The organism is Rhizobium sp. AN5 (assembly GCF_900215255.1).
Lineage (GTDB): Bacteria > Pseudomonadota > Alphaproteobacteria > Rhizobiales > Rhizobiaceae > Agrobacterium > Agrobacterium tumefaciens.
Map to the genome: position 1 here is coordinate 1724610 of NZ_OCMJ01000004.1, position 26073 is coordinate 1750682.

At 57.8% G+C, this 26073-nt stretch carries 34 protein-coding genes and 1 tRNA gene; 13 read left to right on the top strand and 22 right to left on the bottom strand.

The window, feature by feature from the left end; translation table 11 throughout:
• The first annotated feature begins 218 nt into the window (after positions 1 to 218).
• Positions 219 to 3200 carry an excinuclease ABC subunit UvrB gene (gene uvrB, locus CRP02_RS21135; protein ID WP_097172187.1) on the top strand — a complete coding sequence of 994 codons (2982 nt, stop codon included), beginning with the start codon at positions 219 to 221 and terminating at the stop codon, positions 3198 to 3200.
• 119 nt (positions 3201 to 3319) lie between these two features.
• Here the strand turns inward: uvrB and CRP02_RS21140 are convergent, their stop codons facing one another.
• The gene (locus CRP02_RS21140; RefSeq protein ID WP_097172188.1) at positions 3320 to 3922 is read right to left on the bottom strand and encodes a hypothetical protein; all 603 of its coding nucleotides are present in this window, start codon (positions 3920 to 3922) and stop codon (positions 3320 to 3322) included.
• A gap of 148 nt (positions 3923 to 4070) precedes the next feature.
• On the opposite strand from CRP02_RS21140, the gene CRP02_RS21145 reads away from it, so the two are divergent.
• Positions 4071 to 5039 (top strand): alpha/beta hydrolase, encoded by a 969-nt coding sequence (locus CRP02_RS21145; RefSeq protein ID WP_097172189.1) that lies wholly within the window; start codon positions 4071 to 4073, stop codon positions 5037 to 5039.
• A 12-nt stretch (positions 5040 to 5051) separates the two neighbouring features.
• Here the strand turns inward: CRP02_RS21145 and CRP02_RS21150 are convergent, their stop codons facing one another.
• Positions 5052 to 5486, bottom strand: a complete 435-nt coding sequence (locus CRP02_RS21150) for a DUF1801 domain-containing protein (protein WP_097172190.1) — start codon at positions 5484 to 5486, stop codon at positions 5052 to 5054.
• 140 nt (positions 5487 to 5626) lie between these two features.
• On the opposite strand from CRP02_RS21150, the gene CRP02_RS21155 reads away from it, so the two are divergent.
• A complete protein-coding gene (locus CRP02_RS21155) occupies positions 5627 to 6082 on the top strand; it encodes a PRC-barrel domain-containing protein (RefSeq protein WP_003513045.1) in 456 nt (151 codons plus the stop codon).
• 157 nt (positions 6083 to 6239) lie between these two features.
• On the top strand, positions 6240 to 6851 hold the full coding sequence (locus CRP02_RS21160; RefSeq protein ID WP_097100538.1) for a DUF922 domain-containing Zn-dependent protease: 612 nt from the start codon (positions 6240 to 6242) through the stop codon (positions 6849 to 6851).
• A gap of 19 nt (positions 6852 to 6870) precedes the next feature.
• Here CRP02_RS21160 and CRP02_RS21165 read toward each other — a convergent pair whose 3' ends face one another.
• Positions 6871 to 7473, bottom strand: a complete 603-nt coding sequence (locus CRP02_RS21165; protein ID WP_097100539.1) for a J domain-containing protein — start codon at positions 7471 to 7473, stop codon at positions 6871 to 6873.
• Between the two features lie 317 nt (positions 7474 to 7790).
• On the opposite strand from CRP02_RS21165, the gene CRP02_RS21170 reads away from it, so the two are divergent.
• Together CRP02_RS21170 and CRP02_RS21175 are read left to right on the top strand one after the other, a co-directional pair.
• Positions 7791 to 8144 carry a nuclear transport factor 2 family protein gene (locus CRP02_RS21170; protein WP_097100540.1) on the top strand — a complete coding sequence of 118 codons (354 nt, stop codon included), beginning with the start codon at positions 7791 to 7793 and terminating at the stop codon, positions 8142 to 8144.
• A gap of 264 nt (positions 8145 to 8408) precedes the next feature.
• Positions 8409 to 9719, top strand: coding sequence for a tyrosine-type recombinase/integrase (locus tag CRP02_RS21175; protein ID WP_097172191.1), 1311 nt, complete (start codon positions 8409 to 8411; stop codon positions 9717 to 9719).
• Positions 9720 to 10194: 475 nt separating this feature from the next.
• On the opposite strand, the gene CRP02_RS21180 is transcribed toward CRP02_RS21175, so the two are convergent.
• Both CRP02_RS21180 and CRP02_RS21185 read right to left on the bottom strand, forming a co-directional pair.
• Complete coding sequence (locus tag CRP02_RS21180) at positions 10195 to 10569, bottom strand: hypothetical protein (RefSeq protein WP_097172192.1); 375 nt, start codon at positions 10567 to 10569, stop codon at positions 10195 to 10197.
• A gap of 53 nt (positions 10570 to 10622) precedes the next feature.
• Positions 10623 to 10913: a hypothetical protein gene (locus CRP02_RS21185; RefSeq protein ID WP_097172193.1), complete on the bottom strand. Its 291-nt coding sequence runs from the start codon at positions 10911 to 10913 to the stop codon at positions 10623 to 10625.
• Positions 10914 to 11791: 878 nt separating this feature from the next.
• Between CRP02_RS21185 and CRP02_RS27645 the strand changes: the two genes are divergently transcribed.
• Entirely contained in the window at positions 11792 to 12010 is a 219-nt protein-coding gene (locus tag CRP02_RS27645; RefSeq protein WP_179784089.1) for a hypothetical protein, read from the top strand.
• A 117-nt stretch (positions 12011 to 12127) separates the two neighbouring features.
• Here the strand turns inward: CRP02_RS27645 and CRP02_RS21195 are convergent, their stop codons facing one another.
• Entirely contained in the window at positions 12128 to 12382 is a 255-nt protein-coding gene (locus CRP02_RS21195) for a hypothetical protein (RefSeq protein ID WP_097172195.1), read from the bottom strand.
• On the bottom strand, positions 12379 to 12639 hold the full coding sequence (locus tag CRP02_RS21200; protein WP_097172196.1) for a helix-turn-helix domain-containing protein: 261 nt from the start codon (positions 12637 to 12639) through the stop codon (positions 12379 to 12381). Before CRP02_RS21200 ends, CRP02_RS21195 begins: the two co-directional genes overlap by 4 nt.
• A gap of 130 nt (positions 12640 to 12769) precedes the next feature.
• Here CRP02_RS21200 and CRP02_RS21205 point away from each other — a divergent pair, with 130 nt between their 5' ends.
• Genes CRP02_RS21205 through CRP02_RS21220 form a run of 4 tightly spaced genes read left to right on the top strand, consistent with a single transcriptional unit; the run spans position 12770 to position 14308 of the window.
• Positions 12770 to 13135: a hypothetical protein gene (locus CRP02_RS21205; RefSeq protein ID WP_097172197.1), complete on the top strand. Its 366-nt coding sequence runs from the start codon at positions 12770 to 12772 to the stop codon at positions 13133 to 13135.
• A 32-nt stretch (positions 13136 to 13167) separates the two neighbouring features.
• The gene (locus tag CRP02_RS21210; RefSeq protein WP_097172198.1) at positions 13168 to 13797 is read left to right on the top strand and encodes a hypothetical protein; all 630 of its coding nucleotides are present in this window, start codon (positions 13168 to 13170) and stop codon (positions 13795 to 13797) included.
• A complete protein-coding gene (locus CRP02_RS21215) occupies positions 13794 to 14057 on the top strand; it encodes a hypothetical protein (RefSeq protein ID WP_143539333.1) in 264 nt (87 codons plus the stop codon). Before CRP02_RS21210 ends, CRP02_RS21215 begins: the two co-directional genes overlap by 4 nt.
• On the top strand, positions 14054 to 14308 hold the full coding sequence (locus CRP02_RS21220; protein WP_097172200.1) for a DUF6074 family protein: 255 nt from the start codon (positions 14054 to 14056) through the stop codon (positions 14306 to 14308). The genes CRP02_RS21215 and CRP02_RS21220 overlap by 4 nt, the downstream gene beginning before the upstream one ends.
• A gap of 643 nt (positions 14309 to 14951) precedes the next feature.
• On the opposite strand, the gene CRP02_RS21225 is transcribed toward CRP02_RS21220, so the two are convergent.
• Positions 14952 to 15308, bottom strand: coding sequence for a hypothetical protein (locus CRP02_RS21225; protein ID WP_097172201.1), 357 nt, complete (start codon positions 15306 to 15308; stop codon positions 14952 to 14954).
• Between the two features lie 32 nt (positions 15309 to 15340).
• Here CRP02_RS21225 and CRP02_RS21230 point away from each other — a divergent pair, with 32 nt between their 5' ends.
• Positions 15341 to 15538, top strand: a complete 198-nt coding sequence (locus tag CRP02_RS21230; protein ID WP_097172202.1) for a hypothetical protein — start codon at positions 15341 to 15343, stop codon at positions 15536 to 15538.
• Here the strand turns inward: CRP02_RS21230 and CRP02_RS21235 are convergent.
• The 14 genes from CRP02_RS21235 to CRP02_RS21295 form a co-directional block, all read right to left on the bottom strand.
• Positions 15524 to 18160 carry a hypothetical protein gene (locus tag CRP02_RS21235; protein WP_097172203.1) on the bottom strand — a complete coding sequence of 879 codons (2637 nt, stop codon included), beginning with the start codon at positions 18158 to 18160 and terminating at the stop codon, positions 15524 to 15526. The genes CRP02_RS21230 and CRP02_RS21235 overlap by 15 nt on opposite strands.
• Entirely contained in the window at positions 18160 to 18486 is a 327-nt protein-coding gene (locus tag CRP02_RS21240; protein WP_097172204.1) for a hypothetical protein, read from the bottom strand. The genes CRP02_RS21235 and CRP02_RS21240 overlap by 1 nt, the downstream gene beginning before the upstream one ends.
• A complete protein-coding gene (locus CRP02_RS21245) occupies positions 18483 to 18704 on the bottom strand; it encodes a hypothetical protein (protein ID WP_097172870.1) in 222 nt (73 codons plus the stop codon). The genes CRP02_RS21240 and CRP02_RS21245 overlap by 4 nt, the downstream gene beginning before the upstream one ends.
• A gap of 1072 nt (positions 18705 to 19776) precedes the next feature.
• Positions 19777 to 20043 (bottom strand): hypothetical protein, encoded by a 267-nt coding sequence (locus tag CRP02_RS21250; RefSeq protein WP_097172205.1) that lies wholly within the window; start codon positions 20041 to 20043, stop codon positions 19777 to 19779.
• A gap of 1 nt (position 20044) precedes the next feature.
• The gene (locus tag CRP02_RS21255; RefSeq protein WP_097172206.1) at positions 20045 to 20341 is read right to left on the bottom strand and encodes a hypothetical protein; all 297 of its coding nucleotides are present in this window, start codon (positions 20339 to 20341) and stop codon (positions 20045 to 20047) included.
• A complete protein-coding gene (locus tag CRP02_RS21260; RefSeq protein ID WP_097172207.1) occupies positions 20341 to 20649 on the bottom strand; it encodes a DUF6074 family protein in 309 nt (102 codons plus the stop codon). Before CRP02_RS21260 ends, CRP02_RS21255 begins: the two co-directional genes overlap by 1 nt.
• The gene (locus CRP02_RS27650) at positions 20646 to 20804 is read right to left on the bottom strand and encodes a hypothetical protein (RefSeq protein ID WP_179784090.1); all 159 of its coding nucleotides are present in this window, start codon (positions 20802 to 20804) and stop codon (positions 20646 to 20648) included. Before CRP02_RS27650 ends, CRP02_RS21260 begins: the two co-directional genes overlap by 4 nt.
• Positions 20801 to 21787, bottom strand: coding sequence for a hypothetical protein (locus CRP02_RS21265; protein ID WP_143539334.1), 987 nt, complete (start codon positions 21785 to 21787; stop codon positions 20801 to 20803). The genes CRP02_RS27650 and CRP02_RS21265 overlap by 4 nt, the downstream gene beginning before the upstream one ends.
• Positions 21784 to 21969, bottom strand: coding sequence for a hypothetical protein (locus CRP02_RS21270; protein WP_097172209.1), 186 nt, complete (start codon positions 21967 to 21969; stop codon positions 21784 to 21786). The genes CRP02_RS21265 and CRP02_RS21270 overlap by 4 nt, the downstream gene beginning before the upstream one ends.
• Entirely contained in the window at positions 21966 to 22430 is a 465-nt protein-coding gene (locus tag CRP02_RS21275; protein WP_097172210.1) for a hypothetical protein, read from the bottom strand. Before CRP02_RS21275 ends, CRP02_RS21270 begins: the two co-directional genes overlap by 4 nt.
• The gene (locus tag CRP02_RS21280; protein WP_097172211.1) at positions 22427 to 22711 is read right to left on the bottom strand and encodes a hypothetical protein; all 285 of its coding nucleotides are present in this window, start codon (positions 22709 to 22711) and stop codon (positions 22427 to 22429) included. The genes CRP02_RS21275 and CRP02_RS21280 overlap by 4 nt, the downstream gene beginning before the upstream one ends.
• Positions 22712 to 22864: 153 nt before the next feature.
• Positions 22865 to 23065: a helix-turn-helix transcriptional regulator gene (locus tag CRP02_RS21285; protein ID WP_097172212.1), complete on the bottom strand. Its 201-nt coding sequence runs from the start codon at positions 23063 to 23065 to the stop codon at positions 22865 to 22867.
• 90 nt (positions 23066 to 23155) lie between these two features.
• Complete coding sequence (locus tag CRP02_RS21290) at positions 23156 to 23998, bottom strand: hypothetical protein (RefSeq protein ID WP_143539335.1); 843 nt, start codon at positions 23996 to 23998, stop codon at positions 23156 to 23158.
• 41 nt (positions 23999 to 24039) lie between these two features.
• A tRNA-Thr gene (locus tag CRP02_RS21295) sits at positions 24040 to 24115 on the bottom strand.
• A 207-nt stretch (positions 24116 to 24322) separates the two neighbouring features.
• Between CRP02_RS21295 and CRP02_RS21300 the strand changes: the two genes are divergently transcribed.
• The gene (locus CRP02_RS21300; protein WP_097172214.1) at positions 24323 to 26062 is read left to right on the top strand and encodes a sensor domain-containing diguanylate cyclase; all 1740 of its coding nucleotides are present in this window, start codon (positions 24323 to 24325) and stop codon (positions 26060 to 26062) included.
• Positions 26063 to 26073: the final 11 nt, after the last annotated feature.

Here is a 26073-nt window from a genome sequence, read left to right on the forward strand (position 1 = left end):
AGGGATGTCACGAAAGGCAGTTTGAAAACGCAACCGTCATTTTTGTCTTTGCTTTAACTTACCGTCGTATGAAACGGAACCGGTTTCTATCAAAGCGTATTCGGCCGCTATGCAACGTATCCGGCCAAATTTTGTTCCCCGCACTTCGTTTCCTTTTTGTACTCATTTTTTCTTGGCCTCCCCTTCCCTTTGCGCGTGACTCCCTCCATATTTCGCGCATGGCCAGATCACCCAAAAATTCCAAACCCTCGAATTCCGGCTTCGAGGAAGCTCCGCAATCGTCGTTCGAAGGCGCGCCGCTCAGCGGCAGCGTTGCCGATTGGGTAAAGCAGCTCGAGGCGGAAGCCGAAGCCGGCTCGGTGGAAACCCAGCGAGAAGTCGCCTCGAAAGCTGGCAAACACCGCAAGAAGATCGAGATCGAAGCGCGCAAGGAAGCGGAAAAAGCGGCCAACAAAACGGCTAAAAACACCACGGCTTCCAAGACTGCGCGCGGCGTTTCCATCGGCGCGTCGAGCGATCCAAAAACCCGCGCCGCCGCCGGTCTCAATCCCGTGGCTGGCATGGACGTTTCCCTGGAGGAGGCGGCCAATCTCGCACCGGGTGCCGTCACCGCCACCGTCGAGGCGCTATCGGCGCTTATCGAGAGCGGCAATCCGCTGTTCAAGGACGGCAAGATGTGGACGCCGCACCGGCCGGCCCGTCCGCCGAAATCCGAAGGCGGCGTTACAATCCGCATGGACTCGGAGTACCAACCGGCAGGCGACCAGCCAACGGCGATTGCCGATCTCGTGGAAGGCATCAATTCCGGCGAGCGCAGCCAGGTCCTGCTCGGCGTCACCGGCTCCGGCAAAACCTTCACCATGGCCAAGGTGATCGAGGCAACCCAGCGCCCGGCCGTCATTCTTGCGCCCAACAAGACGCTGGCCGCGCAGCTCTATTCCGAGTTCAAGAACTTCTTCCCCGATAATGCGGTAGAGTACTTCGTCTCATATTACGATTATTATCAGCCGGAAGCCTATGTGCCGCGCTCCGACACCTTCATCGAGAAGGAATCCTCGATCAACGAACAGATCGACCGGATGCGCCACTCCGCCACCCGCTCGCTGCTGGAACGCGACGACTGCATCATCGTCGCTTCGGTTTCCTGCATCTATGGTATCGGCTCGGTGGAAACCTATACCGCCATGACCTTCCAGATGCAGGTGGGCGACCGGCTGGACCAGCGCCAGCTTCTGGCCGACCTTGTGGCCCAGCAATACAAGCGCCGCGACATGGATTTCCAGCGCGGCTCTTTCCGCGTGCGCGGCGATACCATCGAAATCTTCCCCGCCCACCTTGAGGATGCCGCCTGGCGCATCTCGATGTTCGGCGACGAAATCGATTCCATTACCGAATTCGACCCGCTGACCGGCCAGAAGACCGGCGATCTGCAATCCGTCAAGATCTATGCCAATTCGCACTATGTCACCCCGCGGCCGACGCTGAACGGTGCTATCAAGTCGATCAAGGAAGAGCTGAGGGTCCGCCTCGCCGAGCTGGAAAAGGCGGGACGCCTGCTGGAAGCCCAGCGGCTGGAACAGCGCACGCGCTACGACATCGAAATGCTGGAGGCGACCGGCTCCTGCGCCGGTATCGAAAACTATTCGCGTTATCTCACCGGCCGCAATCCCGGTGAGCCGCCACCGACGCTGTTCGAATATATCCCTGATAACGCACTGCTTTTCATTGACGAAAGCCACGTCTCTGTCAGCCAGATCGGCGGCATGTATCGCGGCGACTTCAGGCGCAAGGCGACGCTGGCCGAATATGGCTTCCGCCTTCCCTCCTGCATGGACAACCGCCCGTTGCGCTTCGAAGAATGGGATGCGATGCGACCGCTGACGGTCGCGGTTTCGGCCACCCCCGGCTCGTGGGAAATGGAACAGGCTGGTGGCGTCTTCGCCGAACAGGTCATCCGCCCGACAGGACTCATCGATCCGCCGGTCGAGGTGCGCTCCGCCCGCAGCCAGGTGGACGATGTTCTCGGCGAAATTCGCGAGACCGCCGCCAAGGGTTACCGCACGCTCTGCACCGTGCTGACCAAGCGCATGGCTGAAGACCTGACCGAATATTTGCACGAACAGGGCGTTCGCGTGCGTTACATGCACTCGGATATCGACACGCTGGAACGCATCGAGATCATCCGCGACCTGCGCCTTGGTGCATTCGACGTGCTTGTCGGTATCAACCTTCTGCGCGAAGGCCTCGATATTCCCGAATGCGGTTTTGTCGCGATCCTCGATGCCGACAAGGAAGGCTTCCTGCGTTCGGAAACTTCGCTGATCCAGACCATCGGCCGCGCCGCCCGTAACGTCGACGGCAAAGTCATCCTTTATGCCGACAATATCACCGGCTCGATGAAGCGGGCGATGGAGGAAACCTCCCGCCGCCGCGAAAAGCAGATGGCCTATAACGCCGAACACGGCATCACGCCGGAATCGGTCAAGGCGAAGATCTCCGATATTCTTGATTCAGTTTATGAGCGTGATCACGTAAGAGCCGATATTTCAGGCGTTTCCGGCAAGGGCTTCGCCGATGGCGGCCATCTGGTCGGCAACAATCTGCAGTCCCATCTCAACGCGCTGGAAAAATCCATGCGCGATGCCGCAGCCGATCTGGACTTCGAAAAAGCCGCCCGCCTGCGCGACGAAATCAAGCGCCTCAAGGCCACCGAACTCGCCGTCATGGACGACCCTATGGCGAAGGAGGAGGCGAAATCGCTTGAGGGTGGCGGCAGAGGCAAGAAAAAAGAAACGAGCGCCCGCAACGGGTCGATCTCCCCTCTTGCGGGAGACATATCCGGCGGGACAGAGGACGGTGCCGCTTCCGCAAACGAAAGTGGAAAATCTCTCTTCGCCAAACCTTCGCTGGACGAAATGGGTCCCGGCTCGGACACGGGCAAGCCGCTGTTCCGCAGGAACACGCTGGACGAGATGACCGTTGGCCGCACCGAGAAGCCGGTGCGTGGTGAAGTTCCCGGCAAACCCGAGACGGAAGCCGGCAAACGTTTCTCACCGCTCATGGAAGGCCAGCCTGAGCGAGCCAAGGACGATCCCCGCCCCCTCGTGCGCGGCAAGATCGGAGCGGGTTCCTATGAGGATGCCGGCGAACAGAAGCGCAAAAGCCGGACGAAGGGGAAGACCGGCCGTCCCGGTCGCTGACGCGCAACGGCGCAACCTGGATAAGCCCCGATAAGTTCGGGTGCTCCCTGCTTCAGCGTTATATGTAACAGGATAGTTCACAAAGAAAGCCAGAGCGCTGACGCGCTCCGGCAAAGCAATCAGCTTTCGCAACGGCTGATCCGCCCCTCAACCTGACCTGCTCCAAACACCTTCACCAGATCCGAATCTATGGACAGGGGAATGTAGTCGTCTTTTTCGGCAGGCTTGACATAGGTCGAGAAATAGATCGGCCCAGCCGGCAAAAGGCCCGCGATACAGGCCCGCAATATCTCTATTTCCGTGCTGCCCCGGATGCGCGGCCCTTTGATACGCGAGTTGCGCACCTTCTCCTGCAATAGGGCAAGCCTTGAAACATCATCGGGCTTTATTCTCCACACGCTTGTAGCCCACCCCTCCCGTTTCGCCACGTTGAACCGTGCACGGTCAGCATCGTCCATATTCTCCTGGATCAGCCCGAATGTATCGACAGTCTCGCCTTTTACGCCATCAGCCGTGCTGCGGATAATCATCACGGCATCACCCGTGCGCAGCGAAAGATAGGTGGGAAGCTGTAACGCGACCCGCACATGCTCAAAATTCATCTTCAGGAAATCGAGCCGCATCAATTTGGGAATACTGGAGATCGGTGTGGTCATGCAGCCGGTAAGCAGCAGAAGCAAAACAAGCGATCGTGCGAAACGCGATAATGTCGATGTCACCATGTCTTGATCCCGAATGCTGCGTGATCCGTGATGGCACGCTGTTGCGCAAACTTGCCGGAACGGCATTGCCGTAACATTGTGTATGCCGGAACTCGCAGTTCCCGTGGACGTTGATTGGCCTTGAGGACCGGCGGCAGGGAGACACCGCATGCATCGAAAAAATCTGGCGGCCTTATGCCTCTTCCTTTTCTCAAGCCCAGTCCTTGCCGGGCAGATTGAGGACGCCACCTTCCACAGCGCCGCCCTGAACGCACCGCTGCCCGTCAACATCTACCGCCCGGATGGCACGCCGCCGGAAAACGGCTGGCCGGTGCTTTATCTCCTGCACGGCCATGATGGTGACCAGAACAGCTGGCGGGATCTCGGCAATATCGAAAAGACGCTGGACACGCTGATTGCGGCTGGCGCCATCCGCCCGCTGGTTGTCGTCATGCCAGGCGTTAAAAACAGTTGGTACGTGGATTCTTCCGCTTTCGGTGGTCCCGGCGATTACGAGACGGCCCTGACTGGCGATCTGCGCCATCAGGTGGAAAAAACGCTGCCGGTGCGGAAAGATCGCGAAGGGCGTGCCATCGCCGGCCTTTCCATGGGCGGTTTCGGCGCATTGCATCTGGCTTATGGCCACGAGGACCTCTATGGCGCAGTCGCCAGCCTGTCCGGCGCGATCTGGCAGAACGTGCCCGCCTCCGATCTCGACAAGACGCCCGCCGAACTCAAGCTCATTCAGGACAGCGCCTTCTTCCACCGCGTCGACCGCACCACCGTCACCATCGGCATCGTGCTGCCCTCCACCGGCGATCACTTCTCCGGCGCCTTCGGCACGCCCTTCGATGCGAGACTTTTCAATGAGAAGAACGTTTTCACCCTCGTCGCACAGCACGTCGCCGAAAACCAGGACTTGCCCGCCACCTATCTGACCGTTGGCGACGACGACGGCTTCTTCCTCTGGCGCGGCGCCATCGCCCTGCACGAAACGCTTCAGGCCGACAATCGCAAATCCCAATTGCGGATCACCGATGGAGATCACGTCTGGTCAGTGTGGAAAGTGTCAATTATCGACGCGCTGAAGTTCATCGATGGGGAATGGGACAAGGCAACGGACGTTGCCAAGGATTGACTGCCTACTCGACTACCCAGCCTTACTCCCCGTGCGTTTCTTTCCAGCCTTCCCCGCCACATTCAACGCCACCGCCGCGCGGATCAGCGCCACCAGTGCCTCCTCGTCGATCTCATCTCCCTCGTGAAAGTCGATGGCGCGCCTCGTATTGCCCTCAAGGCTCGAATTGAACAGGCCGGCCGGGTCTTCAAGCGATGCGCCCTTCGCAAACGTCGTCTTCACGGCTGTCTTGTAGGTTTCGCCGGTGCAGATGATACCGGCATGCTCCCAGACGGGCACGCCGCGCCATTTAACCTCCTCCGTCACATCCGGATCGGCCTTCCTGATTAGCGCCCGGATGCGCCCAAGCATCTCGCCACGCCAGTCGCCAAGCTCCGCGATCTTTCGATCGATGAGAACCGACGGTGCATTCTCCTCCGCTTCCTTGCTGTCAGTGTTTTTTGCCATAACGTCCTCCCGATTTGGCGTGCCAGTGCTCCCGCTACCAGCATAAACCAAATTTTCATGTCGTCCCACGCGGAACCAAATCCGCCCCTCACCGTTTCTTCCCCGAACGAAACGTTCAGCATACAAAGGGAAGAAACATCATGAAAATCAACGTCATCGCTCTCGCTGCCGCAGCAGCCCTCTCCTCTTCCGTGGCTTTTGCCCAGACGGCTGCGACTGCGCCTGCTGTTGGCGCCGACGCGACTTTGTCCGGTCCCGGCATCACCATGGGCACCAAGGCTAACGGCCCGCTGAAGTTCGTCAATGTCCAGAAAACCGACCTCACCGCCTCCCAGCTTGACGGTCTGGATATCTATAACGCCCAGAACGAAAACATCGGCGAAATCGAGGATGTCGTCATCGGCGATGGCAAATCGGTGATCGGCCTCGTTGCCAGCGTCGGCGGTTTCCTCGGCATCGACAAGAGCTATGTGGTGCTCGACCCTGCCTCGGTTGCGGTCCACAACGACAACGGCACCTGGAAGGCCTATGTCGATACCACCAAGGAAGCGCTGCAGAACGCACCGAAGCTCGACTACGACAAGCTGGACGACTGATTCCCCTGCAGTCGCAAGCTTGACCCCCGCGATCCGTCGCGGGGGTTTTTCATGCGTGGAATTTCGGCGCAGTACCCGACAATCCCTCTCTCACGACGCTTGCCTAGCAGCCCGGCTCTCGCCTATCTTCGGCGCGCAAGACACCAAGGATCGATGCGTGCCCGCCAAAACTCTCTCTTCCCTCACCATCAGCGCTGTGACGATATTGCTGAGCACCCTTCCGCTGTCAGCACAGTCAGCCGGCTGGAAACCAGCCGAGCAGATAAAAACCTATGCGATCAGCGGTGATACGGGTGGAGCGCTTTACCAGTCCATAGGCGAACGCGGCCCGACCGCCGGTGTGCAGGCCATCGCCCACACCACCTTCAAGCTGACATGGCGGCGCGATTATCGTCCGCAACCGGACGGTGCCTGCGTACTGGCCACCGCCAAGCCCAATCTCACCATCATCTATACCTGGCCGAAAGCGCCGGCCAGATTGCCGCCCGCGGTCGCCGCCAGCTGGAAAACCTTCATTTCCGGTGTGGAAACCCATGAGCGCGTTCATGGCGAGCACATTCTCGACATGGTGCAGAAGATCGAGGCCTTCAGCACCGGTCTGAGAGCGGAAAACGATCCGAAATGCCAGAAAGTGCGCGTTGTCTTGCAACAGCGGCTTGGTGAGCTATCCAACGAGCAGCGCCAGCGCGGACGCGATTTCGACCGGGACGAGCTTTCCCCCGGCGGCCGCGTGCATCAGCTCATTCTGGCGCTCGTCAACGGTCCCTGAGAACTCCAGGGAGAAACGGCTATTCCGCCGCCTCGCCTTTCAGCAGCGGTTCGGCGAGCGATATGCTCTCCAGCTCGTAGGAATATCCTTCCAGCATCGTATAGGCCTGCTCGATCGCCTCGATCTGCGCTTCCGCATTGCGGATGGCTTCGGCGATGGACTGGCTGCGCGCACGCAACATGGAACTCAAAACATCGGTCTCCGGCTTCCTGCCCAGGCGGTCCATATGTTTACGCACCCGCGTGCGGTGCCGCTCCAGTTCCAGAATGTGAAAGCGGCTTTTCAGGATATCATCCGTCAGCTTGCGGCGCATGGCGGCCACTGGGTCGAAGCTGCCGGGCTCGCGCTCGTCCAGAATGAATTCGTTGACCAGAGTTTCCAGCATCAGCAGGCCTTTGAGGTCCTTGGCATCGGCAAGCTGCGGATCGTAACCGGTATCGTCGAACACCTTGCGGCGCACCGGATCCTTCAAAAGCTCGTAAGCGGTTTGCAGGCGTGCGAATTGGTCGGTGTCGCCCCCGCTGTCGGGATGGGCGGCTTTCGCCACCTTCCGGTAAGCGGACTTGATCGCCGCCTCGTCGGCATCACGCTCCACGCCAAGCAAAACATAGGGATCGATCACTAAAACACCTTCAAACGCAAACTGTTACCGCATGCCATACGCCACCCCCGTGCGGCCCGCGCACGGATCATAAGCGAATTCCGCCCGCGCGGCACCCCCGCGCCGGCGCAAAAGCCCTTGATCCTCAAATTTGTCGGACCCATGGCGACTATAATCACGGGCGGGACAAAATTGTGGAAAGTCATGGCAAAACACGCCGGGCCAAGCTGTCTACCCATGCGGACAACCCTGCAACCCGCAGGTTTTACGGTGCTTATGGTGGAACGGCTCCAACGGGTGTAAGCTTGGCTTTTGGATCTGAAGGGAGGGACGATCCGATGCCGCAAACCATTACCCAGACAGTGACGGATTATGTGCACGCCATGGCCTATGCGGATGAGGGCCTGATGCGTGATGTTTTCGATCCGCGCGCCAGCATCGTCGGGACGTTTCAGGGTGAAACGGAATGGCTCTCACTGGAGGACTTCGCCGAGCAGATACGAAAAAGCGAACGCGGCCTGCCCGATCACGACCCCATCTTCGAAATCCTCGGCATCGACAAGGAAGGCGACAGCGCGTCCGTGAAGCTGACGACCCGTTTCGACGGCATGGATTTTAGCGAATACCTGTCATTGCTGGAGCGCGACGGCAACTGGGCAATCGTGCACAAGCTTTATCACGTCAAGCCGTAGGCGTTGTGCGAATGCAGGAATAATATTGGTGGAAATGGCCAAGCCATTGAAAATACTGGTGCCCCCGACAAGGTTCGAACTCGTGACCCCCTGATTACAAAAAAGGGCGTCTTGTTGTGCGGCTAAATGCGACGACATTTCACAATACCTTGAATTCCAGCCTTTGCAGGCTTTCCGCGTACATCGATTGTGCGCTAGTGTGCGGTGAAATGCGATTTGACGCAATAGATTTGTGCCCCCGACTTGCCCCTAGGATGTGCCCCCATGGTCAAACTGACGAACGACACTCTTAAAAGCGCGATGCCAGAACCCGGCAAGCGTCTCGAGCTACGAGATGATCAAGAGCCTGGCCTAACCTTTCGAGTGACCGACAAGGGCGTTCGGTCATGGTCTATCCGGTACCGGAATGCTGCCGGCGAGCACCGACGCAAGCTCATCGGCCCTTATCCCGCCATCTCCCTTGCCAAAGCACGCGATGAGGCAAGGAAGATAAAAGGCTCTGTCGCGGGGGGCGCGGACGTGGTGGCGAGTGAGCGCCTATCGAGAGCAGAAGAGCGCCGGAGACGCCTGAACACGCTGAACGGTTTATCCGATGCATATTTTGACGACTGTGCGCTAGGAACGCACCGATCCAATGCAAAGGCGAAGAAGCCTGACACGATCAAGGAAGAACGCCGTATCTATGACAGCCTTGTGAAAAAGGAATTTGGCTCCCAGCCTATCGCGAGCATCACTCGAGCCGAGATACAAGCATTTGTGTCCAAGCTATCGAAGAAGGTCAAATCAAATGGCCGCATCGCCCTGAACGTCATCCGCCAGCTACTCGCCTATGCTGTGCGTAACGGCGTCATCGAGACGAACCCTGCCCACGACATTGCCGTGCAAGTCCCTGACCCGAGAGACACAGTGCTGAGCGATTCCGATATGAAGCGCTTTTGGTCAGCCTGTAAGCACCCCAGCACGGTCGAGGATCTGCAAATGTCATTGCTGATGGGCGTTGCCCTCAGAATGGCCGCTGTGACCCTTCAGCGCGGTGGAAGCATCATTGGCATGGAATGGTCGGAAATTGACAGAGAGGGCCGCACGTGGCTTATCCCGGCCCATCGAATGAAACATGGCCGTCAGCACCTTGTACCATTGAGTGACGCTGCTCTGGAGTTGCTTGACGAGGCTGCAGAAGCTCTCCCCAAAGACCAGCAGTCACAATACGTGTTCCCGTCGCCTCGCGGGAAAGGCGAAGATAAGCCCATGGATCGCCGCGCCTTCACACGCGCAATGAAGCGATTGACCGATAAACTTGAGATGGATCGGGCCACGCCTCACGACCTCCGGAGAACAGGCGCCACCAACCTCACCAGCGAGCGGATCGGCATTCCTCGGTTCATTGTCTCGCAGGTGCTTGCTCATTCAAGCGATACGGGCGGAGCGGCAGCTGTCACGGGGCGGCACTACGACCGAAACGATTACCTGACCGACAAGCGCCGTGCCCTTGACGCATGGGCGGCGCTGCTCACTGAAATCGTCTCTGGACAGAAGAGGCCCGACAACGTGGAGCAAATGAAGAAGAAGGCGTGAGACAAGCTGATCGCCAATTTCGGTAAGCAGGTCGCGAGATGGTGCAGTTTTGTACCATGTTAACATCGTCCGAATTCCAGACGATGCCACCCGTGGACGCCTTGACCAAAGGTACGCAGATTGTGCGTACCCGCCGCCATAAGCTGAGTGACGCACAGGTTATGGGCCGATGCGTCACTGGTAACGTTTCCAGTCGGGCCCTGCCTGCCCGCAGACGAGAAATATCTTCGTATAAACGAAGATGACGATTCATGCTGTCGTTCTCCGACAGTATGGATTTTCTCACTGCGTGTTCTTGCAGTAAGCGCCCATACTTCGGAATTCCGCCGTATCCATCGCATTTCGGGCCGATTGCCGTTTCAGGTTTTATCAGGTCCGCACCTTAGCAAACCTTAGCCAGCGCCATGATCGAACCTTAACATTTACTAACATCCGACCTCAATTTGAGGATGGACCGCATATGCGCAAACCTCGGCTATGCGGCAGCGGCCAGAGGAGCATCGGCCAGATGCAGGGAGATCAACACGCCTGCCCTTTCGGCAAGAGGCACGCCGCATTTCATCGCCTGTGCCCGCCGGCGGATATCGCCAAGATCCATTGCATCGAAATCCGACACCAGTGTCGCCCGGCGCATTAAGGCTTGATCCTCATGCAGGATGCGGGCGATTGCCTTCATTAAGTCGCCATAGAGGCAGGCGGCATTCTGTTTCGTGCCGGTCATGAGATTGAAGACGAGGCGCAAGTGATCTGGCCCATATGTGGTGCCGATCCATTTCACCGTTGCACGGCAGAAGCATTCACCCGGCCGGTTCGTTGCCCCGTTATGCTCTTTTGGCGCCAGCAGCTTCACGCCACACTCTTGAGCAATCCTATGAGTATTGAACGTGCTTCGCATGGCAGGCCTCATGCGGCGACAGGAAGGGCGACAGGAGCGTCGAGCGTCTTCATCGCTGGAATGGAGGCGGGGCAGTTGCCGCGTTCATGAGGGGCGGACAGACGGCCAATGCGCACAGCCTCGGCGTAACCGTCGATGATATCGCCCAGGCGGAAGAAACCAGCCCGAGCCATGGAGCGGATGAAGCCTTCATCGACCAGCTTTCGAAAGCCGCCCTTGCTGATATGAATGGCCTTATGGGCGTCATCGATCGACACGGCGAAGTCACGAATAGGCTTTCCACGGGAATATGCGACCATTCCAGATGCTCCAAGTTTGAGATGAATTTCCTATCGGCGCAGGAATAATATCTCATCGGAGGATCGGTTCAAATAGGGGTCGCGTGCGCTTGCGCGCGTACTGGTCACTTTACGGCGCTGTTTCCCCTGCAAACCAACGTGATCCCGGTAGTTCGGCTCTGCGCTTCGATGGTCCACAAACAGATACCGGCGAACTAGGTTTTATAAGGTTCCTCCCCCCATGGCTCGCGTAGTGACTGCGGGAAAATCTTGCCGAGCGGCCTTGCCCACTACCCCGATGTGTTCGGGTCAGTTTCAACATTCTTCAACAACAGGTTTTCACAGGTCCGCTTTTTCGAGAGATATCGAAATCCCGCTCCCCAGATTTGAGGACTGCAACGGGCTGAAATCCCAGCCGGTCAACGCAGATTTGCGCTCACCAAAATTGGGGAGCTCAACATGGGAATTTCCCATGATGGGGCAAGGGGTGGCTGAACAGCATCTCTTTTGGGGATGCTGTCATGTCACGCTTTGCGTCGATGGATTGAGCTTGCTCAACGATACTGCAGCAAGCGTGACATCGGCCGGCGGCGACCCTTTATCATTCCGCTGGTGCTTTGATTTGCTTTAAGCGTGGCGCTTGAGAACAGACTAGATTTCATCGGACCTGTTGGCTGGCAGGCGAGCGTTGGAAGTGGGGCATACCCATATCCAAAGCCGTCGAGAAATGGTGGGAATTTCCCACCTTAAGCGGAATACGGCAGCGATATCAGGAAGATGATTTAAACCCCGGAAATTCTGGGATTACGACATGCAAAAGCCCGAAGCGGAGGAAAACCACTTCGGGCTTTGTCGTGTCTGGGAATAACCGATATCGCTTACTCGCCCGGGTGTAACCCATGCTTTCGGTCGTTGCGCTCGTTCAGGCGCACTGCGATCCATCCGGCAGCTACGATGCTTACCGGCAGGGCGATGTAGAAGAAGATTTCCATTCCGGTCATCACGTCAGCCCTCCTAGGGTCCGTCTTGCAAGCAAATGTAGTGCAACAGCGGCGGAAAGCCAAATCACGGTTCCGATGGCCGTGCTGATCGACAGTTGCGGTGATCCGGTGCTGTGATTGGCTATGCTTGCGGCCGGGGCGATAAGGCCAGCGACCACGCAAGCAGTTGATGCTCGATCAAGCGAGTTCGCCAGCAACTTTGTGCGTTCGTTGTGGATCAGGCCTGTTGGCATTTCATTTACCTTTCACTCTTCCTCGCTCGCACCAATACCGCACGACGACACCCGGCTGCTTTGCAAACAGGTCGGCGGCAATGTTGCAGTTCTCCCGGTTATAGTCTTCGCCGGCACCGGCATCGAACGTGGCAACGTGAACAAACTGCACACCCTCGACAATGCTGGACCGATACAGCGAGTAAACGCCATCGTCCGAGAGGATCGGCGTGCATCCTGAGGCCAGCATGAGGCCGATCAGCAATGCCCGTTTCATTCTGGCGCCTTGCCGTTTGGATGGAGACGAACGCCTGCACCGCCTTGGACTAATTCGCCATCATTCATGAACACAACGCCAGCCGCCTCTAAGGCTTTCGTTACCGCGTCAACGTTGCCTGCCGCGCTTCTTGCTGGCCCTATCTTGTCATCCTCCATCCGCCGAACGGTGGTCAGCGATAGCCCCGACCGTTCGACTAACTCTCCTTGAGACCAGTTCAACAGCGAACGGGCCGCCCGTATCTGGCTTGCTTCCATGCCTTACTCCTTTTCGTGATGGGCCACGTAAACATTTTTTATTTACGCGTAAACAATAACTGTTGACCATGGTTAATCAATATGGTTTATTCATAAACATAAAATGTTCACACGCAAAGGAAAAACGTTCATGCCGAACATCCCCGTTCAGGCCACCGCCGAAGGCATGCCCAAATTCGACCTAGCTGCAATCATGTCGGATGCATGGGAGCGTTTCCGTTATATCCGCCGTCAGTACTCCGCTCGTCAGATTGAGCGCGGCATTGTCGATGCCTCTTTCTCGGCCTGCCTCAAGACCGCATGGCGCGTTGCCAAGAAGAACCGCGAGGAAGCCCGTCAGGCCGCAAAGGTGGCCTCTGTGATGGACACCCCTGCCGGTGAACGTCTTCGCGCTCTCCGCTCCGCTCTGGCCGATACCGACAAGCTTTCATTCCGCTACAGCGCCGCCGCTCGCCGCGCTTCCATCAAATCCGAAATCGCCAATTTGCTCGCCTGACCAGCGCGCCCGATCCCATGGAGGAACCTGCAATGTCCAAGACCGCCGCCACCGCCTCGCATGCTGACCTGAACGAAATCATCGCCGCTGTTACCAATCTTCGCCACCTGCTTGACAGAGCCTGCCTTGCGCTTGGCGAACTGGACTATGGCACAGGCGCATCGCGCAATCATGAACTCGACCGGGCAGCAAGCCTTGTCGATGTCTCCCGCACGATGAGTGAAGCGCTTGAGCGCGACATGGGGAACGCCTATCCGGCATTGGTCAACGTGGCAAAGGCCGCCGATACCGCCACAGTCCAGCGCAAGGGCATGCCACAGCTGCCCACGATGGACTTCACGGATTGGACCATCCTTGACTTTGAGTTGGCCGTTGACGGCTGGATTCGCATGGAGCATGCGATTGGCAGTCTTATCAACCAGCCGAGGGCGAACGCAGGTCGCGATTACCACGCTGGTGCAGCGTTCTTTCGTGACTTCCAAGACGACTGGGCGGCTTTCCAGCTGGACCGTATCGTCAAGCATCTTCGCTCGACCCGCTTCGATACCGTTGAGGACGAACAGCGCCGCGTCTGGCTCATCGTGCGCTTCGCCGCCGAATACCCGGATGAAATCGAGGACTTGCTTGTCTTCGCCACCAGCCAGCTACAGGCCTCGAAATGAGGGAGCGAAAAGCTATCCTCGCCTTGAGACGCCAGTTTCTCGAAGCATGGATCGAAGAAGCAATTCGCTTGCTCGATGAACTGGATGGCGAGTGCGACCTCGAAGACAACGGCGACATGGAACCGTCCGTACCAAGCACACCCCGGCTCATTATGGGCCGGGTTCAGGATGACCTCGAATTTGACACTTCGGATTTTGAACCGCACGGCGATGAAGGCGACTACAGCGCCGGCAGGCTGGCAGGAGGATGCGGACTATGACCACGGTTTTGATGTTCCCCGTTGATCGCTGCCGGAATGAAATTGACCGGATCGCCCGCAACCTGAACAGTCTCAACGGAGAGACGGCCAATCGGTACTGGAAACTGGAAATGCGCGTCCTGGCCGAGCGCTGGAAGGCTTGCGGTTTTTCTGATGACGCGATTGCCCACAAGGTCATACTGCTAACCACCGCCGTTCAGCTGGCGCTGTGTGACATGTGGGGCGAAAGCTCGGTTGCCGCCGAGGACTGACAGCCCACCCTCATCCATCTGATCACAATCGGCCGCGGCATTGCTGCGGTCGTTTTGTTATGTGTTTCCTCTCTGCCAACTCGCCCAAGCGGAAACACTTATCGCCGTCGCTGACGCAATTGCGCCGATCCATCAGGTGTTAAAATGTGTTCCTTCGCGCGCGGGCGCGTATTGCTGCGAGAATGAGAAAATCCGTCCGCGATGTCAGGTTTTGTCAGGTTCCGAAGTCAACAAATGTGAACATCCGGGGCGGTGACTGTTCGCACAGGATGAACAATGGGTTCGATTGTTCGATATCCGTCAATGGTCGTATCGGTGCATTTTTCAAACCGGAGAATTCCCGGCTTGACCCTTTCGCCAAATAGCGCGCCAAGGAAGCGTTTGCAGTCGCTACAGCACTCAGACAGCGGAAAGCCCGTCAAACGCGCTGACGGGCCGGATATGGGCGAAACTGACGGCAATCGGCTGGAAGCGTCACACGAACAGGACGAATGCCGACAGAAACAGAATGGACACACTGCATGCGATACCGGGAATGCTCATAGGTGCTTTCCTCCAATGCTGCGATGACGGCTTCAACGGACTGGATTGTCAGCCGGTTGCCCCGGCCAGTTTTCACAAAGCGGTGAAGCTCGCCACGCCATCAGTTCGCCGGCCGATCGGCATTGATCGGATGCGCAACCATGGCCGTGTTGATCGTCTCGATGGCGCGGCCAAGGTTCGTGATGATCAGCGCCAGTTCGGAAGTCTGCGCGCTTCCCCCATGAGGTTCTTCGATATCCCCGCCCGCCTCGATGAAGGCATTGGCAGCGAGGTATTGCGCCACGTCGATCAGCGCCAGAGCATCTTCGACCGTTTGGCATGGTAACTCGTTCATCCGCGCCAGCACGGCGTCAGCGTCGGCAATCACGTCATAGCCTTCAGCGTGTTGCTTTCGCAGTGCCTGGATAAACAGGGCCGCGTCGGAGATGGATTGAATTTGGTTCACGTCTATGCTCATTCTGTCGGCCTCTCTTTCTGGAAGGCTGCCCGATGCTCCTCAACCGCATCATTCAAATCACTTGCGTGCTGCTGCTCATCGGCGTGATGTACGGCTTCGGTAAGGGCTTTCTGGCGGTAGCCGGGCTGTTTGATGGTCCCGGCTTCCCTGTCGGATTTATATGCGGCGGCCTTCTCGTCTTTCTCGTTTGGTGGATAAGCGAGAAGCTTGAAGGTTCATCGCGCCGGTAACAAACTCGTTCCGGTCAGCAATGCCCGAGTGATGGCATTCACCCTCTGGTCAGACGTTGGCAACGCCTCCCTCGTCCGAAGCGCCTCAAGGATTGCGCGATTCCGTGAACTAAGCACCTCCGACATTCCGGATTCCAGCGCCTCTTTCCTTCCAGACATCAGAGCATTGAAAATCCGGTCACCGGCCTTGATAGCCATCGCCCTCGGTACCGCTGTAATGCCGCCTACAGCCGCTGCTTGGCGAATAAGGTCTGTGTCGGCAGTCTGCCCCTCGCCAGCAGCGAGCGCGCGACGTGCGGTTTCACTGTTGCGCGTAACGGTGCTGTTGGTATCGGCAAAGACCCTTTCGGCCTCGAGCGCCTTGAACAACTTGCCCGCCTTTTCTTCACCGAACAGCGTTGCCAACCGGGAGCGGTTCCAATCGCCCTCCGTCTTGATGAGTTTGTTCAGCGCCGAGATGTCATTCGCATTGTTGCCGAGGATGCGATCCACCTCTGCGCGGGCACCCTGAGACATGCGGAATGGAGCTGCAGAAGGGCCGATTTGCAGACCTTGAGGTTCCGCACCCGCCAACACCTCGGCGGCGAGCTCCGAAGGTCGCGGCGATGTGCGCTTGCTATCCAGAATGGTCTGCCCCCGCGCCAATGCCTCGCGCTGGCGGGCCAACTCGGCATAGGAGGCATCCACAGCCTTGAGGTTCGGCACCGTGCGGGCCAACTCGTCATCGATCTGCGCGCGGGCATTTGTGAGCGCCCGAATAACCTGCGGGTTCGCCTCTGATGCCATCATGCCGTCTATCGCCTGACGGGTCTGGAAAAGGGTGCTTGGGTTCGGGTCGAGATTGCCAGGCGCACCGTTGATGTCCAGCATTGACCGCACACGCTGCACAGCGGTTTGAGCATCGCCCCGGAGATTGACCGCCTGAGCTTCGAGACCTTCGGCAATCGGGCGCGTATCGACGGCCTTTGCGCCGCGGAAAGCCTCGTCGTACAGCGCACCAAGGTTTCGCTGGTTTCCTTTGATCCCGGCTTCGACCTGAGAAGGAACGACATTCGGGCCAAGCGTTTCATCAACGACCTGACCGATTCGAGCGTTGGCGCCTGCCTGCCGTTCTGCAAGCGCCCCCCTGATAACCGCTTGTCCACGGCCGGGTGTGGCAGCGATGCCGCCGGCACGTCCCTGTAGACCGGGGCCGATGTCCATCAGCATTGCTTCCGGGCCAAGGTCATCAAGGGCGCTGCGCAAAGCATTGGCGTCAAGACCATCACGGGCAGCGAGATCAGCCAACCCTCTAACCACCTTCGGCGTTGTTCCGGCCGATGCTGCTGCCGATCGGTTGATGAAAGCATTGCGGAGCTTCCGAGCGCCTGCACCGATCAAGCCGCCTGTTGCGGGGCCGATAGCGCCAAGCCCAAAGCCCATACCCGCCCCCAACGAAGTTTTTTCGATATCCCCGCCGGAGCGAACAGCAGCGTCTGTGCCGCCGAGCACAGAACCAGACAAGGCTGATGCACCGGATCTCGCCATTAGACCGCCACTGCCAGCACCGAATGCAGCGGGAGCGGCAGCAATCAAAGGCGCGGTACCAGCCACGGCACCGGCCACGTTTGCCCCTGTCGTGAGCCACGGATGGGCGTCCTGAGCATCTTGTGTGATGCCCTGAGCCAATTTCAGGTTTTCATCGTAGGTGCCACCGTTGATGATTGTGGAAGCGATTGCTGCACCTCTTTGACCAGCGCCGAGCAAGGCGGGGCCGACGACAGGGACGCCATCAGCAAAGCCGGTCAAGGTCGCCCCGATCCCGCCGCTGGCGCCTTCCATGCGCTGCCGTTGTGAGCCACCTCCAACCTTCTCAGCTGCTTTTATGGCCGCCTGCTCATCAGGAGCTTCGATTTCATACCGCTGGCCGTTGACCTCCATCTGGAACCGCTGGGGTCGTGCATCGGCGGCTAGAAGCGCTTGGCTCTCTTCGAAAGATGGATGGCTTGCTGACGACATACTGCGACGACGCTCAATCTCCGCCATAGCACCCCGGCGCAAGAGTTCGTCGTGTGCCCCTTGTCGCATTTCCTCCGTCACCGGCTGCCCCTGAAACTTCGTCCAAGGCCCGGTTTCGGGCTGCTGGTATTTCGTCCACGGGCCAGCGCTGGGCTTGTGGTTGCGAACCGCATCAACCGTCACGCCCTCGCTGGCGATATAGCCGTCGATATCTTCGACAGGAGCGTTCATTCCAGCCATCTTGGTGACGTTGCGCTTGATCTTGTCGAGGTCAGGTGAACCCGGCTGAGCCGACCGGCCTTTCTGGATCTCGGCAGCGAGCACCTTTGCCGCTTCCGTATCTCCTGCCTGATCCGCATTGATCAGCGCAGTTTCCAGCTGTTTCATGCGCTCTGGCTGCTGCGCCTGCTGTGCGCCGCCGGCAAAGATATCTGCACCACCATCGTCTCGGCGTGGCGCTTCCACGAGCGGGGCAGCTTCCCACCAGTTTCCACTAGTCTGCTGCGGTTGAGGCGCTGTCGGCTGTTGAGCCAGGCTGTGGAACTGCGCCAGTGCTTTCGGCTGGCTTTCAGCCTGAACGAGATGCTTGCGGCCATCCGGCCCCATGATTTCGAATGTCGGCATCAGTAGAGCCCCCCTGAATTTCGGTTCGTGAAGAAGTTGCTTAGTGCGCTTGCCAATCCCGGCTGCGCTCCACCGGGTGCCGCTGGGAACTGCGATCCGGCCTGAGCATACTTGGAAAGCCCGAGACCAATGCCGGCTGCCAGTTGCCCGAGACCTTGCGCTGTGTTCTGTGCCGGTTGCCCTATCATCTGCTGGGCGAAGGACTGGGCCATCTGCTGCCGTTTCTGTTCAGGTGACGGCTGGGCGAGCTTCGCATAGAGGGCGAACGGATCGAACCGTTGCGGTTGCTGCTGAGCGCTTGGCGCTGGCGGATAGTAACCGTTCATTGCGTTCCCTCCTTCAGGTCACCCGGCCAGAACAAGCCGGAAAATGTACGGCCGGATGCCTGAAGCTTTTCGGCAGCGGCGCGCATGACGAACTCGTTTGCGGACATTCCGGCTCGATTGGCGGCGTCCATCAGTTCGGTTTTGAAGCTGCCAGTTACCCGGCCGCCTCGAAGCATGATCGGCGCTGTCGTCTCTCTCGGCTTGGATGCGGTTTGCATTTCGGATGCCTTTCGCATGGGTTGAAACTGCCCATATTTTCGCATCTCGGATTCGGCTGGGGTAGTGACATCGTGTGACATCCTTTGTCCGCCCTAGCGTTGCAAATTCGACTTTCCACACGCACAGATAAGCGAAATCGAGTGTTTCGAGGCAAATACCGCGCACGGCGGCATTTCAGGCAACTGCAAGCCGAGTTCGCTGATTCGGCGCTCTGGTGTTTGGGAAACCCCGACGCAAAACGTCGTAGTTCGTCTTTTAGGACCGCCACCCTAGCGCCGTATGGCACAGCGAGTGAACGGGCGGCAGAAGAACCAGTACGAAATCCGTACCGCTTTCGAAATGTGCCTATGGGCCATATAAGCGCCCCGCCATGGGGCGCGTGTCCAACCCCAAATGGGGGACGAACCGAAAGCGGGTCACGGTGTCCCGCTTAGGAGGGGCTTCGAAGGGTCTAACTTCAAGTTATCCCGCGCCATGGTGGCGCACGTTCCCGCTCGACCGGTTCCGTGCTTCGGAGGCAGTTCTTTCCACGGTGGAAACACCCCCCATTGGGGGAAGTTGATTTTGCTTCGCCGTGAAGCAAAGGGGGTATCTCGGCCAGACATACGCCATTGGCGGAAGTCTCTCTGAGCTTTGCCCCATGGCGGGGCGAACTCCCTAAGTTTGAGGAATCCATGTTTTCACCAAGTGGGAATTTCCCACTTGATCCATGAAGGCTGATCAAAAATCGCAATGCTTTCAAGGCTGCGATCCAGCGGGCGTTGAACGGGCGCTCAACATGCGTTCAAGGGTCGTTTCGGGGTTTGCGCCACCGTGGCGCGAACTGAGGTTTCCACCAACTGTGTAAAGCTGCCCATCGATGGCAGGGTACCAGCCGGACGTAATGCGTTCGCTTGGTCAGTGTCGGAAAATCCGATAGTGGGTTTGCTTCACCGTGAAGCAAACCACGAGATTGCTTACTATCGCTTACTTTCCCACCAATGGTGGAAAACCCTCCGGCGAGGCAATGCCGGGAAATCCGGCAGTGTGGTGAGCCTTACTCCATTGGAGGAAACCTGACTGCTGGGCAGGTTATGTCAGGCCCAGCCGGTCGCTGTAGAACCGTACTGCAGGATCATCACGGCGATTGCTTCGGAGAAGGTCAAGGGCGGTGTCGTCGCCGCATAGCCGCATCTCAAGCGCGAGAACAGACACCTGCAACGGGGAATGCCGCTCTGGCTGCCGGCCGATACCGTATTGCCTCGCCCAGCGCCGAATAGTCCTCTCCGGCTGCTGGGCAAGGTGTGACGCTTCCTTCGTGCTGATGATTTCTTCAGGGAGGATCGGCACCGGCTTCATGTCAGGCGTTGCCCTGGCTGGTGCCCATAGCCTCAGCGAGTTCAACCGAGCGGGTAAAGAACGCATCTGCAAAGGCGGCGCCGGCTATCTCCGATACCTCCGATCCACAGGGGATGATGATTTCAGCACATTCCTTGAATGCGCACTCAACCATGAACTTCACCTCATCGATCGACCACGGAAACGAGTATTCCAGAACCACGCGCTCAGCGAGTTGCCTTCCAGCTTTGTCCATGGCTGCAAACACTGGCGCGGCGGTGGCCTCGAAACGAGCCATTTCGATTTCAATGTTTTCCATCACGCCGCCCCCTTCGGATCAGACGGGTTTTCAACAGGTCGTCTCTTTTTTGCCCTCCGGTTGATTTCCTTCTGCACCGCCTCTCGGAAGGCGAGCACATGTCGGGATATCTCGGCGTCAGTGCATCCGTGCTTGGTCAGCATCTTGCGGATATTGTCCACGATGACACGCCAGTATCGAGCCTGCGCTTCCTGATTCGGCTGATCGAGGTACTTGCCAGCGACGTGCCGCACCTTGCCAATCTGCGCCGGCAGCGGGAACACGATCAGCTTGAACGGCTGTGGTTCGGGGAGCTTAAGCTTTGTCATGCCACCTTCCGCTTCATAGGGATGACATACCCGCCTTTGGGACGCGGTACGTTGTAGATAGTTTCCATGACCGCCTTGTCGATCAAGGCCGGGACAAGATTGATAACGTTGCTTGGCTTCGCATCCGCCCATTCGAACAAACTCAGTTGCGTCATGCGCTTACCCTCTGGCTCAAATCCCAGTCCTCGATGTCAAATGGCGTGAGGTCTCCGTCCATCAACCTTTCGAGGCATCGCTTCAGTTCGGCAGTTGGGCATCCACGGCTGACAAGAAAAGACCGGCCTTCATCGATGGTCTCTGGCTTGGGAAACGGTTTCGTCATCGAGAGCTTCACGGTTTTATCGCCGTCGTTCGTATTGGCATAGCCGTGGCGCTCCCCTCGCGCGCGCGCAGCGTCATACTCAGACGGAGATGGAAGAGACTGGCTCGATGTCAGCGATGAATTCGTAACCTGAGTTATTTGGGCTTTGGAAGGGAGGGGTTCACCATTTCGGTTATGAACGCCTGTGGTTGGGTCCGTTGTGTTATCCATAGACATGTCTGTAGTGGGACTTCCGGTCCAACCCACATCTGGTGTGGAAGTGGGACTTCCGGTCCACGACGGAATTGCGTTCATGAAAAGCCATTCTTCGAGTGCCGGATCTGTCGCGACATCGCGAGAATCTTTGGAATCGAAAGGAGCGTAACGGCGTCGGCGTTCATTGGCCTTTATTCTTCCACGCTCCCGGTCTTGTTCCGATATCGGCAGGCCCGATGCGTCCCTGTTCGCTACTTCACCGCTGGTGAGTTCATCCAGCGCCCACTTTTCCGATAGGTAATAGACCTTAGCGTTGGCAGTGGCTTTATTGGGCGTTAGGCTCCGAATGCGAGCTTGGTGCCCTTTCGGAAGGTGAGCGAAAGGGGCCGGATAGATAGCTCCAATTCTTTCGAGGTACGTCAGCAAGCCATGGACGTTTCGCACAGAGCAATCCAGAACATCGGCTATCTCAGCTTGGCTGGACCAACACACCCTCATTGCCTGGTCGGCCTTGAAGGTGATGTAGGACAATAGGTCGCGATGGATTTTACGCTTGCGAAGCTCGGCACAGGCAAACATTCCAGCCTGAAATGTGGTTTTCCAGTTGGGCTTCTTTTTCAATGCGCGCCTCCCGCCCGATAGCGAACCGCCAAGGCGCAAGCTTCGGATGCCTGCACGGCAGTAAGCCCGAAGCGCGTCTTGATCTGGGGAATGACATCCTGCCGAGGCTCCTGCCCTGCGATCCAGCGGGCGGCAGCTATGACCGCCTCGTCAACTTCCTTACGTTCTGTGGGTAAGTTCATGCCTGCACCTCTGGGAAAGAGGTTGCCGACAGTTCCACTACGCGCTCGATGAAGCCGACCCTTGCGCCGTTCGTGACTTCGCAAACGAGATCCATTGTGAATTCGTCGTCATCATCGCGTGAGACTTCGGATATGAACCAGTCCTCTACCAGTTCAACCATCGCCACAAGCTTCTCTCGCGACCACGGCAGCGGCGAATTCAGGATTTCTACCTCGGCCTGCCGCGCTCCTTTTTCCTTCGCTTTGCTGACCAGTTCGACCCTTCGGGCATCCAGTTCGATCTGCTTGAGTTCAGACGCCTTCACCCGCTCTGAAATCGCGGTCATGGCTGCTTCCTGAAACTGTGGATCGTTCAGGCGGAACCGGTCCGCGATAGCCTGCAAATCGGCCGCGTTGGCGTTGGCGAAGTCGAGAGCTTTGAATGCCTCTGTGGCCGCGTCTATGCGTTCGCTGATCCTCATGCCGCTTCTCCCTGCTCGATCACCTCAACATTGATGCGCAGGACATATCGGGCATGATGGCCGGGGAACGGGCCGCCGTGCGGTTCGTGGATCGTTTCGACCGGCAGGCCATAGCCGCGCAGCCGATGAACGTAGTGTGACCATCTGGGGCCAGGCGCATTGAAGGGTGTGCATCCTGTCTCGCCGGCTTCCACCAGCTTGCGCATCGCCCACGCTTCACGTCCGCGCAGATGCAGGACGCGGTTTTCTTCACCAAATCGGATTGAGAGCTTTACCGTCATCGACGTGCCTTTCGCTTTCGCGGATCGGGCAGCCGACAGGCTGGACAGCAGCGCAATGGGCCACTATCTTCAAGGCGTTCCGATCCAGAGAATTGAGACCTTCGACCCGGTGGGCGTGTGCAAGCGCCGCCGGGTTCTTGCTTTGGCTATTCATCAGGCTGCCGCGCCAACATCGCGCGCGGCTATTTTGTCGGAGAGCCACGTTTCCACATCGGCCTCAGGCCAGCCGACACGGCGCTTCGTCAACTGAACGCCGCGGGGGAAACGGTTGTCGGAGATTTCCTGATAGAGCGTCCGACGGGAAAGGCCGGTGCGCTCAATAACTTCTTCGATTGGGAGAATGCGTGTCGCCATTGGTCACTCCTTTGCGATAGAGTGCCAGAGTAGGCGAACAGATGCGGAACATTAAGCACGTCGCCTGCCAAGATTTTGGCAGCGCAAATATCAGATTTCGTATTCTGAACTGATCTGCATGTAGCGGTTATGCGCGGCGACGTATTCAATCGCCTCTTTTGTCACGCTTATGGCGAAGTAATCTTCGCCCGGCTTCGGTGTGCCTGGATATGTGCCAACGGCTTCCACGACAACCGTTACAATCTCGCTGAGCGCTTGCCGAGGTATCTCCGGTTCATTGTAACTGAACAGCAGGGGCATGCCGATGGATTCCAACACGTCACAAGCTAGCTCAAACCGTATCGCGTCACGCCTAGGCTTCCGATCGAGTTCTTCCATTTCTTCAACGGCGTGCTGATATCTGGCGAGCGCTTCCGGCCCATAGTTCTCAAGAAGATATGGCTCGGCATCAGCGATGACTATTCCATAATCGTGACAGATTGCCTCGACCCTTCGCTGACTGGCGAGGGCTTCATCAATGGTCTGGACCGAAGAAAGCTTCTCCAACTGGTTCAAAAACTGAAGGGCTTCATCGTGACTGCTGAAAGCGCTGGCGAGCAAATTCCTGTTGTAGTCGTTCTGAAGGTGTGAAGAGAGCGAACTAGCGGCCTTTAGGGCGGGCTCATAATAGTCACGACGAACACGTGACGGCGCCGGCGGGGGAGCGCTTCGATATTTTTGAACTGCGGTATCTATGGCGGCTTTCAGCGACCCCACCCAGAAGTCATCAATGGTGGTCGGCCGTGGTCGATGTTCTTCGGGGATGTCAGCCGACTGGAAAGCCTCAATCCCAGCTTTGAAGTTGAGCTTGTGCGCTCGCCCTATCTCAAGAATTCGATCTATCAGATTTGGGAGGAAATCGGGTGATTGTGCCCCCGGTGTGCCCCCGGACATTTCATCTCGCCTCGGCATCCGACGCTTTCCCTTGATTTTACTGGTGCCCCCGACAAGGTTCGAACTCGTGACCCCCTGATTACAAATCAGGTGCTCTACCAACTGAGCTACAAGGGCAATCCAGTGCCTTGCCAACTATCAGATTCTCACTTCGTGTAAAGCAAAAATTGATTGCGCGCCGTTGGGAGACCTCTTTTCCACACCGTACGTGTGGGTTTCAATCACCAGGTCGCGGCAAAAGCCCTGCAAAATAAGCGAAGTATTTACGCGATGCAGCTAAAATGGCGATAAATCATAACCATCCCACCGGGAATAACGCATCGAATGCGCGCAAGCATACAGAAAATCCAACTAACCGGTACGATCGTCATAGCGGTAAGTTCCATCTTGTTGGCAACCCTTGCCGCCCTGCCAAGCGTTTCCAGTTACTTACGCTACCGGACCAATGCGCAGCAACTCAGCCGCTTCGAAACGGCCCTCCAGTCCGCATGGCTGGTGTCGGCCGAGCGTGGTCCCGCCAATAATTTGATGGGCGCGTCTTCCCCCGATGCAAAACTGGTCCAGGAGCTTGCCGCAGCGCGCAAGGCGACGGACGACAAGCTGGTGGAACTCGAAAACTCTTTTGCCGCGGAAATCAGGGCGCAGCCAGAATTGGCAAAATCGCTGGTCGATACACGCCGAAAACTGGCGCAATCCCGAGAAGCGGTCGATCAGGTTGCTGCACTTCCGGAATCCGCGCGCAGCTACACGGCAATGTCCAACGCAATTTTTACGATGTTCAAGGCGGCGGACAGCGTCAACATGCTGCGTGGCAAGACCGCCCGCGCGATCATCAAGGTAACGCCCAATGTAGCGATCGACATCGCCATGACCGGCACTGCCGGAGTGATGCGGGACCGGATCGGTCGCCTCGGTTCTTACGTGGTCATGAGCCTGCGGGCGAACAGGCAGGACAAGCTGAGCCTACGCGCTAAATTCGACACGGAAATACAGAGCCTTACACTGCTGAAATCGTCGCTGACGAACTACACCGCCGCTTACCTGTCCACACCACGCGTCGATGCAGCATTTCGCGATATTGAAATCTTCTATTTCGGCCAGGCACTTCCCTATGCGCAGAATACGATTGCGATGGTGGTGCCGTCCGCGCAGCCAAGCGTTCGCGAATTCTCCGAAAACTACATCAAGGGCATGCGGTCCTCGAGCACATTGCGCGACCTTATTCTCGCCGAAACACGGGCAAGGATAGAAAGGAACAAGGAACAGGCGTTGATCTATGGTGGAACGTCTCTCCTCCTCGCTCTCATCGCGGTTCTGGTATTGCTGCGGCTTGCATCGGTTTACAGAACGGCACTGTTCCGACCCATGCAATCCGTCCAGACGCAGATCGCCGCAATCGCCGCTGGCGATCTTTCAGGAGCCCTGTATCAGGACAAGGCTGCTCCGGAAGTGAAGAAAATGTTCGAGGAACTGGATTTCCTGCGCGAGCAGCTTCGCCAGAAGGAAGAAATGGAAAAGCAGCAGTCTGCGCTGGCCGAACAATTACGCACCCTTTCAGAAACAGATGCCTTGACCGGTGTGTCCAATCGCCGTGCGCTGGAAAAGACCGTTCGTGCCATATTGAGCGGCGAGGAGCAGTTGCAGGCGCTTGGCGTGATGATTGTCGACATCGACCACTTCAAATCCATCAACGACCGCTATGGCCATGCCATGGGCGACCTCGCGCTACAGAAGACAGCGACTCTTTTAAGAGGCGCCCTCCGCAAAAACGATATTCTGGCGCGCTATGGCGGCGAGGAATTCGTGGTCGTGTTGCAGGATGTCAGCCACGCGACGGCGACAGCCACCGCCGACCGCCTGCGCCGGCTGATTGAAGCCCAGATCATTGATGAACAAAGCGGGCTCTCACTGACGGCAAGTTTCGGCGTGGTCTGGCAGGAGGCACGGGCGATCAACAGTTGGGACGAGCTGATCGCAATTGCCGACGACCGGCTTTATGAGGCCAAGCGTGCGGGCCGCAACCGGGTGTGGGCGACCTATTTCCCCAAGGTCGCCAACGGCTAGGCGGCCCGGAG